The sequence below is a fragment of the Halovenus rubra genome (assembly GCF_026586665.1).
GTDB classification, from domain to species: Archaea; Halobacteriota; Halobacteria; order Halobacteriales; family Haloarculaceae; genus Halovenus; species Halovenus rubra.
On the sequence record NZ_JAODIY010000045.1, the window covers coordinates 22,404 to 45,401 of the forward strand.

Here is a 22,998-nt window from a genome sequence, read left to right on the forward strand (position 1 = left end):
CCTACGGCCAGAGCCCCCGCGCCTCGTGGGCTTCAGCGATTCGTGAGAGAGCAACAATATAGGCAGCATCTCGCCACGTCACCTCACCATCGGTGAACTCGTCTCTGACCACATCCCATGCCGTCAACATTTCTTCTTCGAGTTCGTCGTGTACCCGTTCCAACGACCACGTACGGCGATTGATATCTTGTAGCCACTCGAAGTAACTCACTGTGACGCCACCGGCATTCGCCAATATATCCGGAATAACAGGTATCCCTCGCTCAGTAAAAATACGATCAGCTTCGCTCGTCGTTGGTCCGTTCGCTCCCTCGACGATGATATCCGCCCGCACATCCTCGGCGTTCTCGGCTGTAAGGACGTTCCCCAAGGCGGCAGGCACGAGAACGTCTACGTCAAGTTCAAGCAGTTCCGCGTTGGTGACGGTTTCTGGAGCGTTGTGACCCATCACAGCCTCGGGTTCTTCGTGGTGTGATGGAATCGAATGGGTATCGAGGCCGTTCGTGTCATAGACACCACCGTTGACGTCACTGACCGCAACGATGTTCGCTCCCCAGTCGTCGAGTAACCGTGCAGCATTCGAGCCAACGCTTCCGTATCCTTGGATGGCGACACTCGCTTCGTTAATATCCTTCTCGTAGTGCTTGATTGCCTCCCGAACGATGATGGCAACGCTCCGGCCAGGCGCTTCGTCACGGCCTTTACTGCCCCCGATGACAGGTGGCTTCCCCGTGACGACACCGGGAATGGTCTCGCCTTCCTGCATCGAATAGGCGTCCATCAACCACGCCATCGTCTGTGGATTTGTCCCCATATCTGGCGCGGGAATGTCTACTGTCGGGCCGATCGCTCCGCGGATCTCTTGGGCAAACCGTCGGGTGAGCCGCTCTTTCTCAGCCGAACTCAACTCCTTCGGATTGACCGCAACGCCGCCTTTGGCACCCCCGAACGGGAGATCCATAACGGCGCATTTCCAGGTCATCCACATGCCGAGGCCGACACACTCGTCCCGCGTCACCTCGGGGTGATACCGGAGCCCCCCTTTATACGGTCCTCTAACACTGTCGTGTTGGGCTCGGTAGCCCGTGAACACCTCGACCGTCCCGTCGTCACGTTCGATAGGAACGGTGACTTCGTGGACTTTCTTTGGGTGTTTGAGCCGTTCGACGATGTTCTGATCAATATCGAGATGAGTAGCAGCATGGTACAACTGGCGGCGGGCGGTTTCGAGCGCAGATTCGGGTTCGGTCGAATCTGCCGCCTCGTCGTCTGACTCGTCGCGGGTACTATCAGATTTCGATGCCATGGTCATTCGAGCGGCATTCGACGGTTTCGCATCGGGCCGCTACAGTCGGGACACTGGCCCGGGCTATCCTCCGCGATGATGATTTTGCCACATTCGAAGCACTCGTAGGGGGTTTCTTCGTCTGATTCAGGGTCGACATCTTTCATTGTGAGTTCACGAGTGCCGCCAGGTGGAGTGGCGCACTCTATAAGGTGTAATAAGTGTATAAGGTAATACTCGGCTGTTGACTACCAAACAGCACTCCAACCAGTGGGTTTGTTATTGAACTGTCTCCGCTTGGGCCGCCACCGGGAGATTGTTCTCTTCGAAGAGTGCAGCAAACAGTTTCCGTTGGACGGTCCGCGCGTGTTGATAGAACGCGGGTGGGGAGATGCCGAGTGTCTCCGCTACGTCTTCGCCCGTGCTCTCACGGGGCGACTCGAAGAACCCACTGTAGTACGCCGTCTGGATCACCTCCAGTTGCCGCTCCGTCACTGAATCGAGGAACTTCGAGTAGAGATTGTGTTCTGCGGTCTGATCGAGCGTCTGCTTGGCACGGAGTTCAGCGCCAGCGAACGTCTCACGGACGAGCTGCGTGATCGTTCGGACGTCGATGCTGTCCGGGATATCGATGACGAGCGTCGTCGTGGTTGGATCAGCGGTCGCTTCGCGGAAGACGGCACCGTGATCGGCCAGCTCCAAGGCGAGGAACGGTTGTGTGAGCCGGAGCCGTAGAACACCCCCCTCGCCGTCCGCGCTGATTTGCTGCACGTCGTCGATACCGACCAGTTGCGAGGCCGCGTCTGCCACGTCAGTTACCGGCCGGTCTTCGACGGTCACGAACACGTAGCTGCCTTCCGTGGACTGCTGGACGCCACCCTGATACGAGAGGGTGCACTCCGCGTCCTGTGCCAGCCGTGAGAGGACAAATTTCGGGTCGTCGATGGTGAACTCGACACGTGTCATCGACGTCGTGAGCAAGGCATTCTTCCGTTCGATCGCACTGAGAGCGGACGCGATGGTTTCGCCGAGTTCTCCCAGGACGGCCTTCGCCGTCTCGTCGAACGCATCCTGGGTCGGTGCGTACACCGTCAACACACCGTGGGTAAGGTCGTTGTACACGAGCGGGATGCTCAATACGGACAGGTAGTCCCGGGAGATGGCGTCTTTCCGCCACGCCTCGTCACGGAGACCAGCAGCGACGTTCGTCACCATCGTCACATCGCCAGTGGCTGCGGTTTGTCCGGCCGGTTCTGCACCCGACGCCTGGACGGCGAACGACTGACTATCCAAGTACCCCTGTTCGGTCCCTGCCCAGGCCCGAGGCTCCAGGGTATCGGTCGTCGGATCGATCGTCCCGATCCAGGCGAACCGGAACCGGTCGTCGGCGGTCAGCAGTTCACAGACCGTGTGATCGATTTCCTCGCGCGTCTCCGCCTGTACGAGAGCTTGATCGATTTCTCGGATCGTCTCGTTGATCCGGTTCAGGGCGGAAAGCTGCTCGTTTTGCGTCTGGAGTGTTCGATCCTGTTCCCGGAGCCGTGATTCCCGTGTGACGCGGTCGAGGGCTGCCTCGGCGGTGGCCGCGAGCAGATCGGCCAACTCTCGCGTCACCTCATCGAACGCACCGACTTGGTCCGATCCCGCAACGAACACGCCGTGGTTGCCGAGCGGGATGTAGGCCGCACTTCGGAGGTCAGTTGCTCGATTTTCGAGCCGATCTGCGTCGTGAACGTCGTCGAAGAACAGCGCCTCATCTTCGACGAAACTGTAGCTCGGGAGCGTTTCACCGTCGGCGTGCACGGTCGGGAGTGGCCCGTTCAGCTCGGTCATCGTCGCCGAGTGAGCTGCGGGCCGAAGGTTGTTGGCCTCACCGTCGAAGAGGTAGACCGCACTCGCATCGAGATTGAGCACACCAGAGGTGTCGTCGACGACGTGCTGGGTGATCTCCTGGTGGGTTTCGGCGTAGAGGAAATCGCGGGCTGTCTCGTGGAGCGTGGCGAGGGCCTCCTCGCGTTGCTTGCGTTTCGTGATATCACGACAGCTGAAGAGGAGGGTCCCGTCCTGAATCGAGACTTCGCGGACGTTGACGAGGAGCGTGTGCTCGCGCCCGGCTTTATCGGTCGCCGTCGTCTCGATGTTCTTGAGGACGCCGTCTTCTGCGAGTTCCTCCCGGTCGAAGAGGTCGTCGCCGAGGAGGTCATTGATCGTTCCGAGATTCCGGATCTCATCGACTGTGTAGCCGAAGATAAAGTGGACGTTGGGACAAACGTAGGTGTACTCGCCGGCTTCGTCCGTGATGAGGACGGTATCGGTCATGTTGTTGAGCGTGACCCGGTGCAGTTCTTCGGATTCTCTGAGATTCCGTTCGAGATCGACGCGCTCGGTGATGTCGACGCCTTCGACGACGATAGAGACGAGATCGCCGCGCTCGTTTTCGACCGGGCGCACGGAGAGATCGATAACGCGCGGATCATCGGCGTCTGGCAGCTGTGGGACGACCGCGTTGCCGAACGTCCCGTCGAGTGCTTTCTCCACGAGTTTTTGGACATCCGTGTTCGTTGTACCAGCTTGTGACCACCACGGAAGCGTCCAGAACGGTTCGCCGACGAGCGTGTCGATGGCTTCATCGACCATCTCTCGTGCTGTTTCATTCACACGGGCAAGTGCACCATCCGGGTCGAGCACCCACGTCGCAGTTCGTGAATCGTTGAAGATCGCGTCGAACTGTCTGGCCCGGTCCCGTTGCGTGGCCGACCGCTGTGCGGCCCGGATCGCACGCTCGGTTCGTTCGATGAGTTCGTCAGTCATCTGTGCTGGCGGATCCGGGAGCGCGATGTAATCGGTGACACCGGCTTTGATGGCCTCGCTGGCGATGGCTTCGCTCCCGGCAGTAGTCCCGAGGAGGACCGGGAGCGCAGGCGATTCCTCGCGGATTTCTCGGAGGAGGTCGAGTCCGGTTGTCTCTTCGAGTGCGTACTCAGTAATGAGGCAGTCCGTAGAGTGCGTCCGGATGGTGTCGATTGCTTCCGTCTTGGTTCGAACGTGGTGTACGCTGGCATCAGTCCGTTTCTCGAGCGTCGTGGCGAATTGTGTGAGCCAGTCGTCTGTCCCGACGAGCAACACCGTCGACGCATCCAGAATGGGTGGGGTAGCGGTCATTATTCGACCATTGAGGGACGGCGAATGGTCCTCTCGGTGCCGATGCGAACTCGCCTCCAGCTCCGGTACTGGCCCGGATCGGAATGTACGTCCATTGCTAGTTAACTATCTAACCGCCCCGCGCCAAAGACGTTTGTTGTTTAACCCCTTGCGATAGGGGGCGCGATACGGTATATGGAAATGCGATTATCGGGATTCTTGTGGTCGACCAACTCTTCCCGATTCCAGCGTTCCGCTATCCGACTAAACTCTCGAGGAATGACTACCCGACCTCCCACCACGCATCCCGAAGACAGCACGAGCAACGAACCGCAACAGCAGCGCCAGTCGGCGTGGAGACTCGTCGCTGGAGCGAGTCTAATCTCGACGGGGCTCGCAGCCTATGAGATCGTCCCGGCGAGTGTTACCCCGCTCATTCGCGACGCACTGAATATTGGACCGACGATCGCAGGGTTCCTGGTCGGGGTTATGTTCGGCACCGCGGTGATCGCAAGCCTCCCAGCTGGAGCGGCGCTCGATCGGGCGGATTCCAGGACTGCGATGGCACTCGCAGTGCTGACACTCGTTGTCGCCGGGACGTGGGGATGGATCGCTGGGCGACGAGGGGACTATCGATCAGTGATTGCATCACGAGCGCTCGGTGGGGTCGCCTACGTCGTCGTGTGGAACGCTGGCATCGATATCGTGAGTCGAGCAGCGACCAGCGAGAACCGGGCAACGGCTGTGGGCATCTTCACCGCGAGTGGCCCGATCGGATTCGCGCTCGGGCAAGGGACTGGCCCAGTGATTGCGCATCGATTCGGGTGGCCTACAATCTTTATCGCGTTCACGGGGCTCACAGTCATCGGTCTCGTCGTATTCTGGCCAGCGAGTCGAGGAATCGGGACGAGCCGAGGAGATGCTCCCTCGGTTCAGGAGTTCGGTGCAGTTCTTCGGAACCGGGAGGTCTGGTCAGTCGGGTTGCTCGGGTTTCTCGGCTATTCGCTGTACCTGTTCGTGAATAGCTGGGGTGCGTCGTATCTCACAACTGAGCTTGGCTTGTCACTTGCAGTGAGTGGGCTTCTGGTGGCAGTGTTCCCCGCAATCGGGGTCGTCTCTAGAATCAGTAGTGGCCTCCTGTCTGACCGCGTCTTCGGTGGTCGCCGCCAACCCATCGTTTTCGGGTCCTTCGCAGTTGCGGCTCCGCTCGTGCTGGTGTTCACTCAGTTCCGGTCACTTCCACTGCTCGTTGCGCTGCTGCTGCTCACCGGGTTTGCGGTTCAGTTGACGCTGGGGCTGTCCTTCACGTACGTCCGGGAGGTTGTCGATTCGAGGGTCGCTGCGACAGCCGTCGCGTTCCAGACGAGTGTTGGGTTAGCGGGGGCGTTCCTTGCCCCGATTGCGGGCGGCGTTGTTGTCGACCAGGCGGGGTTCGATACGGCCTTTCTACTCGCTGGAGGTCTCGCCATCTGTGGAATCGTGGTTGCATGGCGAGCCCCAGAGCCGGGGTACTCCTAGCAGGGGTTCAGCAACTGTCTTTCACGCTGTGGAGTCGTGCTACTCGGCGCTGAACAGCTGTTGTAGTTCTTCAGCTGGAAGGTACTCCGCGATAGTCCGGCTCTCGGTGACGAACGTCGGTACGTCGGTGACGCCGTTTCGACGTGCAGCCGCGAACCGCTCGGACAGTCGATCACGGAGCTGTTCATCACCGAGGGCTGCGGGCAGCGTCGACGCGTCAACTCCGGCGGTCACCGCGATATCGGTCAGCACATCGGCGTCGGCGATGTCGCGGCCGTTCTGCCAGAGCGCCTCGAACAGTCCCGCGTCAATGTCGGCCCACAGATCCGGGTGCTCCGCCTGACTGTACAGCGAGAGCAGCTGCGCGTTGAACGAATCCACCTTCGGTACCTCCTGGACGGGGAGCATCTCTTTGGCTCCTGCCTCGTTGCGCAGCTGATCGATCCGCTGTGCAACTGCGGCCGGGTACTGGATCCGTGTCGGGTCGAGCCGGCCGCTTGTGTCTCGCCGCTCAGCCCGCAAATCGTACGGATGCCAGTCGAAATCGACCGTGTGGCCGCCCGCTCGGAGCGTCTCGACGTTGTGGTGGGTGAGGTAACAGAACGGGCAGGCATAATCCGCGTACACCCGCACGGGTGAATCATCCATACCGATGCAACGGGGTGCTATTGTAAACCGCCACAGGCTGCATCGGGGAATGAGCACGCAGATTCTGGGACGACAAGTTAAACTCCTCTTTGTGATTTCTTCGAGTAGTTACGTGTCATTCTTGGGCCCGTAACTCGGCTGCTTTCACCTTGAGCCGGCGCAGGATCTGCGTTCGGTTCTGGTGGGCGTTCTCGTAGGCAACACACTCCTGGAGGGTTTCCATATCCGGGATCGTCGCGATCCCTGCCTTGATCAGACGCGTGTTCGATGCTTCGAGACGCTTCTCTGGAGGGAATTCGTTACTCTCTTCGTCGTCAGTGGTCCCCATCTCGAAGAGCCTCCACCCCTTTGGGGCCGACACAAACACCTCTCTGGACGATAACGCCCCATCTCTAATAGAGATAAAACCGATACAATAGTTACCGTAATGGTCATTCCCCGCGAGTGTTTACAGGCCCGTATGGAGCGAAAGACGATTTCCGTCAACGGGATGTCGTGCAACGGGTGCGAACAGAACGTTGAGACCGCCCTGCGAAACCTCGACGGTGTGAGTCGGGTCGAGGCCGACCACGAAGCTGACACGGTCAACGTGGTCCTCGAGGATGGAGTCGCAGACGCCGACGTGAACGCGGCAATCGAACAGGCTGGCTACGACGTAGTGGCTTAGTCGGCCGTCACTCGGCTGTCTCCACGTTCGCGGTCGGTCCGTTCTTCTAGGGCGAACTTGGTGTTGACACCCTCGCCGGAGAGGAGCTGACCAGCGAAGCTGTTGGCGAGGACGGCCGAGACAGACAACACCATCGCAAGCATCGCGAACACTGGGTGAACGAGCCCTGTGGTCGCGGCGGCGACGCCGATGCCGTTGAACGCGAAGGCCGTCGCGAGGTTCTGACGGGTCTTCCGGTAGCTCTCTTTCCCGATCTCGTAGGTGTCCATCACGCCACCAAGCCGGTCGCCCATCAGGACGATATCCGCTGACTCGATGGCGATATCGGTCCCTGCGCCGATGGCGATACCAATGTCCGCCTGCGTGAGTGCGGGAGCGTCGTTGATGCCGTCGCCGACCATCGCGACGCGGTAACCCTCGTCCTGCAGGCGACCGATCTCTTCGCGTTTCTCGTCGGGCAGCACGTCTGCCATAACGCGGTCGATGCCGACCTCCTCGGCGACCGCGTTCGCGGTGCGCTCGTTGTCCCCGGTGATCATCACGGGCGTAATGCCGACCTCTGTCATCCGCTGGACGGTCGCAGCGGCGTCGCTCTTGACCTCATCACCGATACCGATCAGGCCGATGAGGTCACCGCCACGAACAACTCCAGCAACGGTGAGGCCGCGGCCTTGGAGTCGCTCAATATCGGCGTCTCCCTTCGACAAGTCGATCCCCTCGTCGCTGAGCCATCCCGGTTTCCCGACCAGCACGTCGTCGCTGGCCACGGTTACCCGGACGCCCTTGCCGGTCACGGAATCGAAGGCATCGGGGTCTCCGTACTCGAAGCCTTGCTCGTCGGCGGCCTCGAGGATCGCATCGGCAAGTGGATGTTCGGAGAACGCCTCCGCGCTGGCCGCAGTCGTGAGTACATCCACCTCGTCGGCACCGAAGGCGACGACCTCACTGACGGCGGGTTCGCCGACGGTGATCGTGCCAGTCTTGTCCAACACGATGTGGTCGACGTCGGGGAAGATCTGGAAGGCGTCACCGGAGCGCATCAGGATGCCGCGGTTCGCCGCCTTCCCGCCACCCCGAATTAGCGCGAGCGGTGTCGCCATCCCGAGGGCACATGGATAGCCGAGCACGAGGACCGCCAGCGCTGCGAACGCCCCGCGCTGGACGTTGGGGGCTGCACCCCACGCAAGCGGTGCGACCACCCAGAAGAGGAACGAGAGCGCGGCAATCGTCAAGACGCCTGGGACGAAGTACTTGAGGACGCGGTCGGCGAGCTGAATGATGCCGGGCTTCATAGCGCGTGCTTCCTCGATTTCGCGGGCCACCTGGTTCAGGAACGCGTCCTCGCCCGTTGCAGTTACCTTGATGAGCAGCGTCCCGGTCTCGTTGACGCTGCCGCCGATCACTCCGTCGCCCTTCGCCTTCTCCTCGGGGATGGACTCACCGGTGGCAACCGACTCGTCGACTGTGGATTTACCCTCGACGACCTCACCGTCGACGGGGATGTTCTCGCCGGGCTTGACCCGGACGTAGTCGCCGACGTCGAGGTCGTCGAGGGGGACTTCCTCGACGTCACCGTCATCACTGACGCGGCGTGCTGTGTCGGGCTGGAGGTCGAGCAGGTTCTGCACGGCCTGTGAGGTTCGTGTGCGGACGATGAGGCTCGTATATTCGGAGAGGATGTGGTAGGTGGTGATGAACACGGAGACGGCGAAGAAGTGGACGGTCGGGAAGCTTGGGAAGACAAACAGGCCGAGTAACCCACCGAGGAGCCCTGCGAAGGCGCCCGCCTCTAGGAGGACGTGCTGGTTGAAGATCCCCCGGCGAAGGCTCTGGAACGCCTTCTGTTTGATGTAGCGACCGGGACCGAACATCGTCCCGAGGGCCAGCCCAAAGGCCACCAGATCCATCGCCGGTGACGCTGACTCGAAGCGTCCCATTACGAGAATCATCCAGCCCATCAGCACAGCAACGACGATGGATGCGCCGCCGGCGAGCAGGAGGCGGCGCTTGCCGTCGGCGAGCTCGGCCTGCTGTTGCTCGTATCGCTTCGCTTTGTCCGGGTCGCGGATGGTATAGCCGAGATCCCGAAGCGTGTCCTTCACCTCGACCTCGCTCAGGCGGTCGTCGTCATACTGAACGAGAACCTCCTCGTGGGCGAGACTTACGTCGACATCCTCGACACCAACGGTCCGGCTGTAGGCCTTCTTGATACTCTCGGCACAGAACGAGCAGGACATTCCCCCGACGTCGAATTGTTCGTGTGTCGTTCCCATCGTGGTCGCTAGTTACCCAGCGAAGTGGATAACCATTACGACTAGTATTATAGCGGTATCGAACAACTAAGACTGCTATCGAATATGTAGCGTTACTCTTACTATCGTTGTTCCCATACGTCCTCACAAGAATGGCGCTCCTCGAATCCGACGTGCCGATTCGTGAAGTCGTGACGACGGCCCCGGAGAAAGCGAAAGCGTTGGAGAACAACGTCCGGGCGAAGATCCTCGATATGCTCGCTGCCGAAGAAATGACGATCGAGGAGATCCACGACGAACTGCATCGTCGCGGTGAGGAGAAGGCCGAGACGACGGTGCGCCACCACGTGAACGTCCTGAAGGACGCAGGGATGGTTGAGATCGCCCGTCTTGAGGAAGCTGGCGGCGGAACGCGGAAGTTCTACAAGTCGAACACGCGGATTTTCTCGTATGACCTTCCAGAGGACGCCGAGCAGACGCTCGCTGGGGCGCAGGAAACCGCGACAGCCGAATTAGCAGGACTCGTGGAGACGCTCTATGGGGAGCACGGCGACGAGATCGAAGCGGTGGCACGAGAAATGAAGCCCTGCGAGTACTGTGCAACACAGCATTACGAGGAGTTCGTCCTCCGGGAACTGCTAAATCGCGCGCTTATAGACCTCACTGAGAATGGGACGGTGGAGAGCGTTCGGCGTGATTCAGAAGACGCCGGCGATGAAGCCGAGTCCCATGACGACGAGGACGATCGCTGAGAACAGCGGCAGGTACGGTGTGTACTTCTCCACCGTTTCTTCGTACTCCTGATAGCCGGCGATGAGGAGCATCGTTAACCCGACGATGCCGACGATGACCGTCAGCGCATATGCGGTCATCAGTTCCAGACAGTACGTCGAACCGGCACAGAGGCCGATAATCTCGAACTCCTCCTCGTGAGCGAACCCGAGGACGAATGCGAACCAGGCGATTCCGAGTAGCCCGTGGTCGGTGTCAGTAGCCGGATCGGTCCTGTGCTCGTGGGAGTCCCCTCCGATTTCTCCAAGCCGAGTTTTCACCCGTATAAGAAGCCCATCCGAGGCGTGTTCGTGCGTGGGTGACGTGCCGTGACTGTGGTGGGTCGACTGCTCCTCAGTATGCCCATCGTGGTCGTCCTCGTGCTGGTGAGAATGGCCGTGTGTGTACTCTCGAATCCCGAGTCCGATGAGTAAGATGCCTGCGACGATGCTGACCGGACCGCCGATGGAAACGCCGCCAAGAATCGAGATCGGCTCGTTCACCTGCGTCAACTGAAAGTAGGATTTCGCGTAAAAGAACACGCCGACCATCGCCAGACTGCTAATGAGGTGGCCGATGCCGATTAGCAAGCTGCTGGCGAGTCCGTAGAGCCACTTGTTGGATTGATCGAGCGCATAGCTCGCAGCGACCGGCCATCCGTGTCCGGGCTCGATGCCGTGTACAAATCCGAGAGCAATCGCGCCGACCAATACTGGTAACGCCTCGCCGTGGAGCATTCATCTATCTCTCTATCCCTGCGCTGTATAGCGGTTGTTAAGACCGAAATGGGAATTCCGTAATAATCGAGGGTTGACATCCTCCCGCGGCTGAAGCCGTGGAATTCCTCCGGTGGGGATGGTGGCTATCCACTCATGGAGGCAAGTTTCCCGTTGCCGGTACTCCGGTTTGTGCGCTCCTCGTTGGGACGTACCCTCTCGGGAGAGGATGATGCCTCCGACCAGTTGTGGTCGTCCCACTTGAGGCGCACGGGCCGTGCCATCGGCCCGACGTCCGATTCGCCAGCCTGTCGTTCGAGGAACGTCCGCGAAGCGTCGAGGTCGGCGTGTCCCCTGTAGCCGCACGAACACCGAAACACGTCGCCGTCTCGGTTTGTATCGTCGCGTTCACCACACATCGGACACTCCGCCGTCGTGTACGCTTCCGATCGCACTTCGACTGTGATGCCGTACTCCTCGGCGGTCGTCGCAAGCCGGTCGATGAACGAGCGATACGCCCAGAACTGGTGGGTCTTCTCGTTCACCTCGGCGCTCCAGTGTGTCGAGAGGACATCGGTGAGGTCGCCCACGTACACCGTCGCCACGCCTTCGTCGTACAACCGTTCCATCAAATCTCGCACGAGGGCTTCCTGTGCGTGGTCACGCCGTCGCGTTCGCTTGCGGTACAAACGTCGAATCCGGCGACTACTATACCGTCCCTCGCGGAGTTTCGACTGCAAGCGGGCGATGTGCTCGGTGGTTTCGCGGAAGCGGGCGAACAGGTCGCGGCCGTCGTAGCAGTACTGCTGGCCGGTGGTGGTAGTACAGGCGACGAGATTGTTCGCGCCCACGTCCAGCGCGGCTGCTTCTGAAGCCAGTGGTGAATCCTGTCGAGAATCGGGCACAGTAACAGGCTGAAAGGCCCTGAACGTGTCGGTCACCTCGTCGTACTGTATCTCCAAGCGGCCCTGTTCGCCGTCCCATTTCGGAGCGCCGCACACTTCGAGGCGAAGGCGGTCGTGATAGCCAAGTCCGTACTCGTCTTTGAGGGCTTGGCCGACCGGGATTTCCAGCCGTGAGCGCTCGCTGATTTCCAGCGTATATTGGTCGTTTCGGATGTACGTCCGCAATTCCCTGCCATCGTCTTCGTTACCCCAGTAGCCCGGTGGGGCGGTGTCCTCGCCGTTTTCGCGGGCGGCGAAGAACGACTGCCAAGCCGATGTGTTCTTTCGAATCACCTGCTGTGCGGTGGCAGAGCCGAGAACGCCGACGTACTGTTTGCGGTAGTCGGCGGTGTCCCACACGCTGTCGCCGTCGAAGAAACGCTGGCGGCGTTCGTAGTTCAACTCGTTCCACAGGCTGGCCGAGGCATCCAACAACTCGCGGAGCAGGTGCTCGTCCTCCTCGGAGAGTGGGCGGATCGCGAACGTGTTGGTTCGCCTCACGACAGTATCTATTTACGTCTCAACGTCTTAAAGTCTATTGGTCGATGCGTCCCAACATAGACATCACCCACACGTTGCACGGTCGAATCAAAGACTACGCCGAGGACAAGGAGATGGAGCTATCCGAAGCGTACTCCGAACTGCTTGAGCGAGGACTTGAAAGCGTGGCACATCCAGATGAATCGTAGCGCGTAGACTGACGGGCCGTGCTGTCGCTCAGACCCACCCCCGAAGAGATGGGCTTCCGCTCGTCCCGTTCAAGACAGTAGGGGATCAATTGGGGAGTATGCGCACGAGCTTGAACGTGTCTGAGGACATTCTCGAGGAGTTCGACGAGACGTGGCAGGCTGAGGGGTTGGATTCCCGCTCGCGGGCGATTCGTGAAGCGATGCAGGAATACATCGAGGGGCACTCACAACTCGAAGCGGTTTCGGGTGAGGTCGTCGCTGTACTGGCGTTCGATTACCAGCACCACGAGGTGATTCACGATCTCCATACTGCCCAGCACCAGTTTCAGGACGTCATCGAGACGATGAGCCACACCCACCAGGGCGAGTGGTGTTTAGAGACCGTCTTCTGTCATGGCGATGCGGCGCGGGTGCGGGAACTCGTGTATCGGCTCCGTGATTTCGATGGGGTCGGTCGCGTGAAGACGATGCTCCTCCGCAGTACTGCGCCGGCCGACCCGGAGTGAGATTCATTCGATACAGCAGCTCATTGTCGACGTGTCCCGTCGGAACGCCTGACAGGTGTGTTTGAACGCCTCGCTGAACGTCGGGAACGGGTGGACGGTGTCGATGATGTCGTCGACGGTGAGGCCGAACGTCACCGCCAGCGTGGCTTCCATGATCATGTCGGCGGCACGAGGTCCGACCATGTGGACGCCGACGATCTCGTCGGTCTCGTGGTGTTTGACGACCTGGACGAGGCCATCCGTGTTCTTGACTGCCTTCGCCCGCGGGACATCCGCCATCTGGATGGTCTGGCACGAACAGGTGCCGTGCTCGTCCATATACTCGCGTTCTGTCGTCCCGACGGCTGCGACTTCCGGGCTGGTGAACACGACTGCGGGGACTGTATCGTAGTCGATGCTGACGCCCTCGTTGCCGAAGACGTTCTTGACGGCGTGATTGCCCTCCTTGGCGGCGACCGTCTCCAGTTCGGGCTCGCCGATCACGTCGCCCGCTGCGTAGACGTCGGGATTCGTCGTCTGGAAATGCTCGTCGACGCGAATCGCGCCATCGGATTCGGTCTCGACGCTGACTGCTTCCAAGCCGATGTCCTCGCTGTTGGGCTGGACGCCTGTCGCGACGAACAACGCCTCGGCGGTGAACGCTCGTTTCTCGCCCTCAATGACAGTCTCCACAGCGACGCCCTGCTGACCAGAGTCAGCACTACTGTCGGTAGCCACACCCTGAACCTGCTGGAAGTCGTTACCGGTCATGATGTCGATCCCTTCCTCGCGGAAGGCTCGTTCCATCTCCCGGCCGAGCTGGCCTTCCATACCTGAGAGCACGTGACCGGAGCGCTGGAGAACCCTCACGTCGACGCCGACACGGTGGAGGATCTGGCCCCACTCCAGCGCGATGTACCCGCCGCCGACTATCAGAATACTCTCGGGAAGGTCGCGCTCCTCGAGGATTGTCTCGCTCGTGTAGTAGTCGATGTCGTCGAGGCCGTCGATGGGTGGCGCCCACGGTGAGCTTCCAGTCGCGACGAGCGCCTTCTTCCCAGTAATGTGCGCGCCCTCGTCGGCGCCGTCGACGACCTCAATGGTCGTGTCGTCCACCAGCTGGCCGTAGCCCTCGTAGATGTCGGTCTCGAAGTGCTCGGCGACGTCGACGTAGTTCTCCTGCCGGAACCGCTCGACGAGTTCGTTGGTGCCGTCGAGGGCGTCGGCCCAGTCGACAGTCGGCTCTTCGGGATATGTGACGGCGTCGAAGGGGTTCTCCGACGCTGCAGCGCCACTCTCGGCGACGGCGAGTAGATGCTTACTCGGGACACAGCCGACGTTCACGCATGTCCCGCCGATGGGCAAGCCGGTATTCACCATCGCCGTCGAGAGGTCCCGTCGGCTCGCTTCAGTGATCGCGGCGAAGGCTGCGGCGCCCCCACCGAGAATCACGAGATCATAGTCGGAGGTGTGAGTCATCTATACTGATACTTTATGACGGGAAGTTCTTATACTCCAGAGTCCGAAGCTATGGAGTAGGTTGGAGGCTACGAAGCTATGGCAGATACTACTTCACCGGCGCCAACGTGCGATGTTGAGGGGACGTGCTACTGTCCGCTCACAGGAGTTATCGACACGTTGAGCCGAAAATACGCGATGCAACTCGTCAGCATCATCGGCGCACACGACTCACTGCGGTTCGCGGAGATCGAAGACCACCTTCCGACAGCGAGCACCTCGACAATCTCGAAACGTCTCGACGAGTTCGAGGAGGCAGGACTCGTCTCACGGACGCAGTACAACGAAATTCCGCCACGCGTCGAATACGCGCTAACTGACGAGGGGGATGAGATTCGTTCGAGATTAGAACCCCTTCTTGAGTGGGCGACGGCGAACTCCTGACATACGGACTCCAGTGAATTACATCCCACATCTGAGGCTCCTCCATTCAGGTGGGGGTGTTAGCCCCAAGACTATCGTTTCTTCGTGTGCTACTGTGACGCATGATGAACGAGGGAGCGTCTGCACCGTCATTTACTCTTCCAGGTCTCCGTGACGGAGAACAAACCGAGTACAGCCTGGATGAGACAACTGCGGATGATCGGGCTGCGTTGCTGGTATTTTACCCGTTTGATTTCAGTCCTGTTTGTACAAACGAACTGTGTGCGATTCGCGATGCAGAGTGGTTTCAGCTGACGCCGGCGCTCGATGTCTGGGCAATTTCTGGTGACAGCGTCTACGCCCACCGAGCATTCGCCGAGGAATACGGCCTCAATTTCCCGTTACTTAGTGATAGTTCCGGGCGGGTTGCCGAGTCGTATGATGTCTGTTATGACGAATGGGAGAACCACGAGCGCGTCCCGCAGCGTGCCGTGTTCCTTATCGATTCCGAGCAAACGATTCGATACGCCTGGGCGACAGAAGATGCACTCGAGAAGCCGGATTTCTTCCCGGTCAAAGACGCTCTTGAGACGCTGGAAGCGGAACGCGATGAACCCGGTCCTGAGGATGTCGAATTAGCAGTCGAATATAACGAGGAACCGGAACCGCTCACGTAAGCTGCTATTTGAGGATCGTTTCAGTGAACGCCGCTCCGACAATCAGCTCATCGCATCTTGGAACCGCTCACGGAGCGCATCCTCACGCTCCTCGAACTGCTCAACGTTGGCCTGCAGGTCCTCGTTCACACGCTCGATGCTCGCGAGCGCCCGCTCGCCGGCCAGCGACGCCTGCGATCCCTCATCTCCGTCCGCCTCCAGCTGCTCCTCGTAGGCTCGTTCGACGCGCTCGATCGTGCCTTCCGGATTGAACAGGATGTCGTTGGCTGTGCGGACGTACTGATCGAGGGATGCGCCTTCCTTCCCTTGGAAGAAGTGGGTGAGCGCGTACGTCGCGCCGGAATGCAGCGTCCACATATCGATCTCGAAGGGTGACGCCGCATTTGCTTCTGCATCGCCGGCGGCACGCTCGGCCAGGTAGTCCGGGAAACCAAGCAGGCTGTAGAACTCCGTGACGGTGAACGGGAGCTCCGAGAAGTCGAGGTCGATGTCCTGTGCGTCCCGGATGAACTCGAAAAGGTCGTCGGCGATGAGTTCGACCTGTGCGAGGAGTTCCTCCCACCACGTCTGGAAGTTCCGTACGTCGCCGACGTGCTTGATCACCTCCTTGTCGGTGAGCGAGCGCATCGTGTTCGAACAGTAACCGTCCTGCGCGAAGCCTTCCACGTAGACGGCGTGCTCGCCGAAGAAGTCGTACCCCGACGTGACTCCCATCGTGATCGGGTCCGACCGGCCAGGGAGGCGTACCTCGAGGCCGTCGAACATGATGTCCATGTGGACCTCGCCGCCGCCCCGGTAGCGCCGAATCTCGCCGAACATCACCTCGCCCAGCGGCGTCCCGTCGATGGTCTCCTCGCGGAGAACCTCCTCCAGTGGGCTATAGACGTCAACCGGATTGATGATCGCGTAACTGTCAGTCGGGATGTGAAATAACGACTCCGTCTCGGCGTTACCGTCTGCTTCTGCTTGCAATCGCGATGGCTCGACGATTGCGTTGAATCGATCCGTTTCGACCCACTCATCGGTGTACGGATTGCGGTACGCGACTTTGGTGTCGACAGCTTGTGGGAGATCACGAACGGCCTTACTGAAACTGACTGGCTGGATTTTTTCCTTTCGGTCGGCATACCAACTCGGAAGTTCTGTGTCTGTGCGTCCATCGAGTCCTGCGAAAACCGTAGCTGTCTCTGGGTCTTTCATGGATTCCATCCTACAGGCGCAATGCGTTCCGAATCGCGCCTGCACCCATCGCAGGCGCAAAACAGACGCTACGAATCGTCGATATCTGGAGTTCTCCAGATTGAGGCGATGCGGTCTGCGAGATCTTGATTACGTTCCCGGATATTGTCCTCAGTCCAGCGTTCCAAATCCTCGAAGTAGCTGTTTAGTTCGACGTGGCTTTCCATAAGCAGTTCTCGTTTCTCCGCGAACGGCCGATTCGAGAGTTCGGGGTTGTACCCGCTGAGAGTCAAGTTTCCTAGTGCGTGTAACCACTGGTCATGAATACGCTCCCACTCTTCGCCGAGCATATCCTTCCATTCGTCACCCCACTCGTTGTCATCGATGGTCTGGGGCATCACATGCTCTATGGTTAATTCATCGTACTGTACTGGCTCTTGGTGGCCGAACTGCTCTTCGAGCGTCCAGAGAATAAGCCACGTTTTCTTCTTATCCCGGTTGTACATATCGAACCGATTGATATTATCGAAGAGTTCTGCCTCATCAGGCCACCCTTGACTCTCCAGATAGGCGAACAGCGATTCTTTCTCGTTGCCATCTTCGATTGAACGGGCCGCAATTGGGAACGTCCGATAGTACCCTCGAGTACTACGACCGCAGATGAATCGACGGAGCACGAAGCTCTCTAGTCCGTGAAGGATGTCGAGGAGCTCATCAAGGCTGAGCTCATCGGAGTTCCACCGATCAAGCAAATTCAGGATCAATTGGTGGGCAGTCCCGATTTCCAGATACTGGATGCGTTCTAGCGCATCCGTCAGTTCCTCACGGGGTGCTGTCCCAGGCCGATGGATCCAGAGGTACAGATCGGCATAGTACGATAGTTTGTCAACCAATTCGTGGGGAGTCAGGTCTGCGGTTCGTTGCTTGAACTGATGATAGATCTCATTCTTCTGGACGTATTCACCGTTTCGCATCATGTAATCCCGATAGAACTCAGTGAGATCCACCCCGCCATGACGGTCTGTTTCTTCGAATTTTTGCTCGAATGGCATCCAGTGATCATCGTTGAACTGGTCCTGTTCGGTCAGAGATAGCTGCATAAAGACGTGATTCCGGATAAGATCCGATTCCTCAAGCTGGAGTCCACGCTCGTTCAACGTCTCAAAAATCGCATAGGGATTCTCATCTTCTGACGTCGTAATCATCACCAGTGGAAGCTGCTGGATGATGATTTGTTTGAGCCGATCTAAGGTTTGTAGTTCGTCGTCGCCGTTGAGGTCGTCAATCCGTTCATAGAGGAACTCGTAGCTGCTATAGATTGAAGTGTCCGCCAAATCCCCATCCACCGATTCCTGCTCAACGATTGCGAAGAGGGCGTCTCGATCCTCAGCGCGGGAGACGACCTTGAATTTCTCAACCCCGTCTTTGAACTCGTCAATAAGATACTTCTTGTTGATCTCCTCAGCGAAGTTCGTGTACTGTTCGCCCCCGATTTCGGCTGCGTAGTCACGAATGGCGCTCAAAAACAGCGTGAGTGAAATGAGGCGCTGCTGTCCGTCAATCACGAGATATTCGGGAACTGTCCCGGGTCGGTGGTTGCCGGGCATAACGACGAAGGTTCCAATGAAGTGTTCTTCCGAGATTGAGTCGGCTTCTAAGAGATTCTGGATATCAGACCAGAGGGCTTCTAATTCCTCTTGTCCCCATGAATAGTTCCGTTGAAAAACCGGTATGACGAACTGCTTCTCGCCCGCAAACACGTTTTGGAGAAATTGATCTTCAGCGTCCATTCGTGAATCTATAACAACCACCTAATGCGAATCTCATAAACATAAGGGAAGTCTCCGGATAGAATCGTCCTACACCGCGTGATTCAGTCCTTTGTAGAGGTCTACGGCTCGGAAGCTGAATATATGGGTTCTTGATCTGTCGTTTCGGTCACCTGAAGCAGCAACGCCCACCGATTCGCGATTGCATTGTCTGGTGCCCTGGGCGCCTTTTCTCGAGCGCAATAATAACACCTCATTAACCAACATCACCTCTGTAACCCGGGAATTGTTGGTTAATCGAATACTTCGCTGATAGGCGTGACGAATTTCACAAAAGACAGTTGGATGGCCTTCTGCCCGCGACTATTCTCGTTCTTCGAGGGCGATCCGCCTTGCTTCAGCGACAAGTCCGTGGGCATCGGACATTGCTTCCGCATCAAGAGCGACGGCGGCTCCAATCCCGTCTTCGAGAACGAAATTCATCTCGATAACGTTCTCGAAGCACTGCACAAGGCAGGTGAGCTGTCCGTGATCTTCTGAAAAGGTATTCTCGTATATTGGCGCCGTCAACGATTCCATTCGGGACTCGTCAATTGCTGATTCGAGTTCGTCTGTCGTATATTGCTCAGCGACGTCATCCCTGAGATGGACGATTTCGTACGTGTCTCCCTCGTATTTCACGATACTCCGGAGATTCCCGTCAGTTCGTTGCTCGAAGAAGTTCTCGAGCCGGGTGGCCATCCTTGTCGCCATATTACCAACTCGTGTCTCTTTCAACATAGGTTTAAGCCAAAGAAATCACAATATTGTATCAAATCTGGTCAGATTTTGCTCTTCAGTTTCTCTGTATACGGGCAATCTGCTCGGGAGTGGGGGTATACTGGAAGCAGGCACTCTGAATTTGGTCTAGAGACTGTGTAGAGTCGCGAGCCAGTGTCGTCGGTGCGCTCCTGTCGGTCGTTGTACCGCTCAGTTCGCGCCCGATTTTCTCGAGCGCCTCGACACCACGTTCGAGGAGCTGGTGGGTGGCTCGCGCCAGTCGAAGCGTCTCCACCAGTGCTCCCCCTTCGGAGGTTCGATGAGGTCGTTGCTCTCTCCAGCGAGTTCCCAGATTACCCGTTCTACGTCAGCATCCTCGGCAACCGTCCGATGTGCGAGCAGGGCAGGATATGCACGGTCGCCCTGACTGCAGAGCACGACCAGCCACTCGTCGCTTCCATCCCCGAGTACGATGTAGTGGTCGCGATCAGCGCGCTGGAAGACCCGCCGGTCCGGACGGGAGACGGTTCGCCAGTTCTCGGGGAGCGTCGGCGACGGCCGTCCGCCGTCGGGGAGGTCGACGACATCGTCGGGAGGGTCGCCATCGCGGCGTCGAGCTCCTCGCCGGTTCGGGGTCGCCTCGCGTGGGTCTCGACGAGGAATGTCGAACTTCTGCATCCACTTCGAGACCGTCTGTTGTGTACAGCCTAGTTCATCCGCGATCTTGACCGTGCTCAGCTCCTGTTTCCAGTAGAGTTCGTGGAGGAGCGATTCGTCTCGCCAGGGGTGATGTGCATCTGTCATAGCTGTGTTCGAAAGTGTCCGTTAAGGGACTCCCGCCCCCTTCAAGGGGGAAATAAACCTCTCTGCCGCAGTAATGGCGGCTGTTCAAGCGGCTCTTTGACTCTCCAGAAAACATTTATCAGCCGCTTGAAAACAGGGAACTATGCGCCGCCGCACTGTCCTCGCAAGTCTCACTGCCGGCATCGGATCACTTGCCGGGTGTAGTACAACGCTCGGCGGGACAACGGAGACACCGACTACGACACCAACCGAACAGCCAACTGAATCACCGACACCGACCTCCAATGATCCCAGTGAAAACGAGGAATGGGAGCTCGGGGCCGCGAGCATCATCGACCTGACGACAGCCAACCGTACCTATGCACTTGCGCCTCTCCGCTATCGCTCCGACGATGGCGCAAGCATCAGGATGCGGTTCTCGTCGACGGCGACATCGGAGGGTCCTGCGACGGTCGAAGCAACGCTCACCAACGAGAACCCCTTCGAGAACACATTTCGGTTGGACTGGACGCCCCCTTTCGGGCGACTCTTTAGCGATATCCCCCATCCGATGGGAGAACGGAGTGGCGACTTTACGTATCGTGTCGGGTTGATATTTGCCCCGACGGCGAACCACGATCTCGTCGAGGATCCGCCTGACATCCAGCGTGCCGACGATGGCTACTGGCGACTTGCCTCTGATACAACCCCGGAACTCCCCGAGCGAGTTCGCCTTTCGCCGGGTGAAACTATCCATGGAGAGTACGCTCTGGTCGGTCGCGCCGAAGGGGTGGGACGTGGACGGCCACCAGGCGTCTACGAGTTCTCCCGAGCGGGCGAGCGGCCGCTTCGAGTGGCTGTTTGGCCGACCGACTCGCCCGGCCCAGCCACCGACTCGCAGTTCGCAGGCATGTCGGTTCCTGCGCTTCCGGGTGACAGCGATACGGCATGGTTCCACAACGCTGACGCGAGTTCCCCGACGTTCGTCCGCCCAAGCACCGAGCAGACGAGTTTACCTGCCCGTATCGAGTTCACGTTCATTAATCGGGCTCGGGAGGCGGAGGGGTGTGGCCACTGGAACGTCTACAAACTTCAGGGTGGAGAATGGTTCCACCTCGGTCCGTACGTTCAGGATGCTGTCTGCCATCGCCTCTCACCCGGACATGCAGAAACCTGGGCTCTGCGGGCTGCGACTTCCGAGATGGCTCCGTGTGAGGCGCAGAGCTATCCGTTCCTCGGCGGCGGACGTTACGCCGCCGTCGCGGGCTACGGTCACGCGACAGCCCAAAGTGGAGCCCTCGTCGAGATTGACGCGCCACCAGTGACTGTCGTCCCGACCGATGATGTCACGACCCAGCGTGACAGCGGAACAGTGACGGCGACCTCGGATCGCTGGCGAACGGCTCCCGACTCTGAGGGACGTTCACGCGTGTCCCTTGTGCTCGAACCGGTAGGCAATGCTAACCGACGGCTTATCGCCGAACAGGTGATGCGCCGCCGCTATCGCGGGTATCGGAATACCCTCGCGTTTGTTGCCTCGGACGTGGAGCGTGTCGTCCTTCGCACAGACGACCGAACGGCTGACTGGACCGTTGGTTACGACGATGGGACAGCCCAGTTCCTATACGAAGAGCAAGCGTACCGCATTACGAAACGTACACCTTGACTATTGTATCCGTTTCAGGGTTCGTATACAGGCTAGAATCAGCTCGATTTCGGGGTCAGAATCGGCGACACATTCTCGCGCCGGTTCAAATGCAAGTTATGGTGGGAGGTGACGGTCGTAGATATTCCGGCGATGCCCAACCGCCTCAACGATCAGGACATCCTCATCCCGGTCCCACGTGATGATCGCACGGTAGTCACCGGCACGAAGCTTGTAGTACGGATACCCGCTGAGTTTTTCGAGACGATGAGAGGTCCAGTCTTTCGCCTCGTCGAGTTTCTTCACTAACCGCTCTTGCGCTTCCGATTCGAGTCCCTCCAGCAAATCGAGTGCTTTCGGTGTCCACTCGATCTCAGTCATCGATTCCCAGCCGGTCCTTCACGTCGTCCTGCGACACCGTCTCGCCCTGCTCCCGCTGCTTGCGGCTTTCGGCCAGATGCTCCAGCGCTTCCTCGGACAGCTGCGTTGGCGGGTTGACAGCGTCCCGAAGCGCGTCGCGGATGAACTCGGATTTGTTCGCGTAGCCACGTTTCTCCCAGACGTCGTCGACCTGTGCCAGTAGCGACTGTGGCACCCGGACGTTGATCTTCTCCATTTCACCGTCGCCGCCGGCGTCGCTGTCAGTGCTCATATGCTGTGATACGCCTGTATCACGTAAGTAGCTTCGGTTGGATACGCGAACTGTGGTTAACGAGGTCGAGACTGCGTGCGAGGGAGAGCCGCCGATGCTCCGAGAAGTTCAGGACGACGGCTTGGCCGTCGGCGCGGAAGCCGACGTATTCGACTGCGTCTCGGTGAGCCTGACCTGGCGATGCGACTGGAACCGATTCCGAACTGGCCATAGGTACATTCCCGTTCATTCGTTGCTCGCGGGCGGTTCGGTGACCCCCGCACCCCTCTCGGGGGCAATAAACACCACCAGCCCAGAATTGTCCTTGAGTTACAACGGATCCGCTGATTTGCTCTACGAGGGTGGAGCTGCTCAGACCATTTCCTGTTGGAGTAATTCCTGTAAACACGGGAGTCCCGAACGTTAACTACCGGGGAAGCATAGGTCTATGTATGAGCCTGTCATAGAATCCATCTCATAGCTTCTCACAGCCCGGTTCGTTTCCTCGCTCATAGTTGGTGATTGCAATGACAACCCGGAGGCAGAGCGCAACGAAAA

At 58.9% G+C, this 22,998-nt stretch carries 23 protein-coding genes and 1 pseudogene; 8 read left to right on the plus strand and 16 right to left on the minus strand.

Translation table 11 applies throughout. From position 1 onward, the window contains the following. Nucleotide 1: 1 nt before the first annotated feature. The 3 genes from gdhB to N5098_RS16365 form a co-directional block, all read right to left on the minus strand. Nucleotides 2-1,312 (minus strand): glutamate dehydrogenase GdhB, encoded by a 1,311-nt coding sequence (gdhB, locus tag N5098_RS16355; protein ID WP_368408037.1) that lies wholly within the window; start codon nucleotides 1,310-1,312, stop codon nucleotides 2-4. Next, entirely contained in the window at nucleotides 1,309-1,452 is a 144-nt protein-coding gene (locus tag N5098_RS16360) for a rubrerythrin-like domain-containing protein (protein ID WP_135806867.1), read from the minus strand. Before N5098_RS16360 ends, gdhB begins: the two co-directional genes overlap by 4 nt. Before the next feature lie 112 nt (nucleotides 1,453-1,564). Continuing rightward, entirely contained in the window at nucleotides 1,565-4,447 is a 2,883-nt protein-coding gene (locus N5098_RS16365; protein ID WP_267638915.1) for a bacterio-opsin activator domain-containing protein, read from the minus strand. Nucleotides 4,448-4,705: 258 nt separating this feature from the next. Here N5098_RS16365 and N5098_RS16370 point away from each other — a divergent pair, with 258 nt between their 5' ends. Beyond that, complete coding sequence (locus N5098_RS16370) at nucleotides 4,706-5,944, plus strand: MFS transporter (protein ID WP_267638916.1); 1,239 nt, start codon at nucleotides 4,706-4,708, stop codon at nucleotides 5,942-5,944. Between the two features lie 39 nt (nucleotides 5,945-5,983). On the opposite strand, the gene N5098_RS16375 is transcribed toward N5098_RS16370, so the two are convergent. Then, nucleotides 5,984-6,592: a DsbA family oxidoreductase gene (locus N5098_RS16375; RefSeq protein ID WP_267638917.1), complete on the minus strand. Its 609-nt coding sequence runs from the start codon at nucleotides 6,590-6,592 to the stop codon at nucleotides 5,984-5,986. Nucleotides 6,593-6,707: 115 nt separating this feature from the next. Continuing rightward, on the minus strand, nucleotides 6,708-6,920 hold the full coding sequence (locus tag N5098_RS16380) for a DUF8129 domain-containing protein (RefSeq protein WP_267638918.1): 213 nt from the start codon (nucleotides 6,918-6,920) through the stop codon (nucleotides 6,708-6,710). A gap of 132 nt (nucleotides 6,921-7,052) precedes the next feature. On the opposite strand from N5098_RS16380, the gene N5098_RS16385 reads away from it, so the two are divergent. Then, complete coding sequence (locus N5098_RS16385) at nucleotides 7,053-7,259, plus strand: heavy-metal-associated domain-containing protein (protein WP_267638919.1); 207 nt, start codon at nucleotides 7,053-7,055, stop codon at nucleotides 7,257-7,259. Here the strand turns inward: N5098_RS16385 and N5098_RS16390 are convergent. Then, nucleotides 7,256-9,532: a heavy metal translocating P-type ATPase gene (locus N5098_RS16390; protein ID WP_267638920.1), complete on the minus strand. Its 2,277-nt coding sequence runs from the start codon at nucleotides 9,530-9,532 to the stop codon at nucleotides 7,256-7,258. The genes N5098_RS16385 and N5098_RS16390 overlap by 4 nt on opposite strands. Nucleotides 9,533-9,663: 131 nt before the next feature. Between N5098_RS16390 and N5098_RS16395 the strand changes: the two genes are divergently transcribed. Then, a complete protein-coding gene (locus tag N5098_RS16395; RefSeq protein WP_267638921.1) occupies nucleotides 9,664-10,263 on the plus strand; it encodes an ArsR/SmtB family transcription factor in 600 nt (199 codons plus the stop codon). On the opposite strand, the gene N5098_RS16400 is transcribed toward N5098_RS16395, so the two are convergent. Together N5098_RS16400 and N5098_RS16405 are read right to left on the minus strand one after the other, a co-directional pair. Beyond that, nucleotides 10,210-11,019, minus strand: a complete 810-nt coding sequence (locus tag N5098_RS16400) for a hypothetical protein (protein WP_230892504.1) — start codon at nucleotides 11,017-11,019, stop codon at nucleotides 10,210-10,212. The genes N5098_RS16395 and N5098_RS16400 overlap by 54 nt on opposite strands. Before the next feature lie 125 nt (nucleotides 11,020-11,144). Further along, the gene (locus N5098_RS16405; RefSeq protein ID WP_230892503.1) at nucleotides 11,145-12,443 is read right to left on the minus strand and encodes an RNA-guided endonuclease InsQ/TnpB family protein; all 1,299 of its coding nucleotides are present in this window, start codon (nucleotides 12,441-12,443) and stop codon (nucleotides 11,145-11,147) included. Between the two features lie 44 nt (nucleotides 12,444-12,487). Between N5098_RS16405 and N5098_RS16410 the strand changes: the two genes are divergently transcribed. Beyond that, on the plus strand, nucleotides 12,488-12,631 hold the full coding sequence (locus N5098_RS16410) for a hypothetical protein (RefSeq protein WP_267638922.1): 144 nt from the start codon (nucleotides 12,488-12,490) through the stop codon (nucleotides 12,629-12,631). Nucleotides 12,632-12,729: 98 nt separating this feature from the next. Further along, entirely contained in the window at nucleotides 12,730-13,137 is a 408-nt protein-coding gene (locus tag N5098_RS16415; protein WP_230892502.1) for a CopG family ribbon-helix-helix protein, read from the plus strand. A 3-nt stretch (nucleotides 13,138-13,140) separates the two neighbouring features. On the opposite strand, the gene merA is transcribed toward N5098_RS16415, so the two are convergent. Continuing rightward, complete coding sequence (merA, locus tag N5098_RS16420) at nucleotides 13,141-14,595, minus strand: mercury(II) reductase (RefSeq protein WP_230892501.1); 1,455 nt, start codon at nucleotides 14,593-14,595, stop codon at nucleotides 13,141-13,143. Nucleotides 14,596-14,673: 78 nt separating this feature from the next. Here merA and N5098_RS16425 point away from each other — a divergent pair, with 78 nt between their 5' ends. Further along, entirely contained in the window at nucleotides 14,674-15,018 is a 345-nt protein-coding gene (locus tag N5098_RS16425) for a winged helix-turn-helix transcriptional regulator (protein WP_080505578.1), read from the plus strand. A 101-nt stretch (nucleotides 15,019-15,119) separates the two neighbouring features. After that, entirely contained in the window at nucleotides 15,120-15,674 is a 555-nt protein-coding gene (locus N5098_RS16430; RefSeq protein WP_230892500.1) for a peroxiredoxin, read from the plus strand. Between the two features lie 42 nt (nucleotides 15,675-15,716). Here N5098_RS16430 and N5098_RS16435 read toward each other — a convergent pair whose 3' ends face one another. The 4 genes and pseudogenes from N5098_RS16435 to N5098_RS17740 all read right to left on the minus strand — a co-directional run. Next, nucleotides 15,717-16,874, minus strand: a complete 1,158-nt coding sequence (locus N5098_RS16435; protein ID WP_267638923.1) for a hypothetical protein — start codon at nucleotides 16,872-16,874, stop codon at nucleotides 15,717-15,719. Between the two features lie 68 nt (nucleotides 16,875-16,942). Beyond that, the gene (locus N5098_RS16440) at nucleotides 16,943-18,643 is read right to left on the minus strand and encodes a DUF262 domain-containing protein (protein ID WP_267638924.1); all 1,701 of its coding nucleotides are present in this window, start codon (nucleotides 18,641-18,643) and stop codon (nucleotides 16,943-16,945) included. Nucleotides 18,644-18,985: 342 nt separating this feature from the next. Continuing rightward, a complete protein-coding gene (locus N5098_RS16445; protein ID WP_230892497.1) occupies nucleotides 18,986-19,375 on the minus strand; it encodes a DUF7522 family protein in 390 nt (129 codons plus the stop codon). A 303-nt stretch (nucleotides 19,376-19,678) separates the two neighbouring features. Beyond that, a pseudogene (locus N5098_RS17740) lies at nucleotides 19,679-20,010 on the minus strand (DUF6166 domain-containing protein); the annotation flags it as partial. Nucleotides 20,011-20,327: 317 nt separating this feature from the next. On the opposite strand from N5098_RS17740, the gene N5098_RS16455 reads away from it, so the two are divergent. Next, nucleotides 20,328-21,830: a hypothetical protein gene (locus tag N5098_RS16455; protein WP_267638925.1), complete on the plus strand. Its 1,503-nt coding sequence runs from the start codon at nucleotides 20,328-20,330 to the stop codon at nucleotides 21,828-21,830. Nucleotides 21,831-21,926: 96 nt separating this feature from the next. On the opposite strand, the gene N5098_RS16460 is transcribed toward N5098_RS16455, so the two are convergent. From N5098_RS16460 to N5098_RS16470, 3 genes are read right to left on the minus strand one after another with little or no spacing between them, the layout of a single operon-like run. Beyond that, on the minus strand, nucleotides 21,927-22,190 hold the full coding sequence (locus N5098_RS16460) for a type II toxin-antitoxin system RelE family toxin (protein ID WP_267638926.1): 264 nt from the start codon (nucleotides 22,188-22,190) through the stop codon (nucleotides 21,927-21,929). Further along, nucleotides 22,183-22,461 (minus strand): ribbon-helix-helix domain-containing protein, encoded by a 279-nt coding sequence (locus tag N5098_RS16465; RefSeq protein WP_267638927.1) that lies wholly within the window; start codon nucleotides 22,459-22,461, stop codon nucleotides 22,183-22,185. Before N5098_RS16465 ends, N5098_RS16460 begins: the two co-directional genes overlap by 8 nt. Before the next feature lie 19 nt (nucleotides 22,462-22,480). Next, nucleotides 22,481-22,672, minus strand: coding sequence for a hypothetical protein (locus tag N5098_RS16470; RefSeq protein ID WP_267638928.1), 192 nt, complete (start codon nucleotides 22,670-22,672; stop codon nucleotides 22,481-22,483). Nucleotides 22,673-22,998 lie beyond the last annotated feature (326 nt).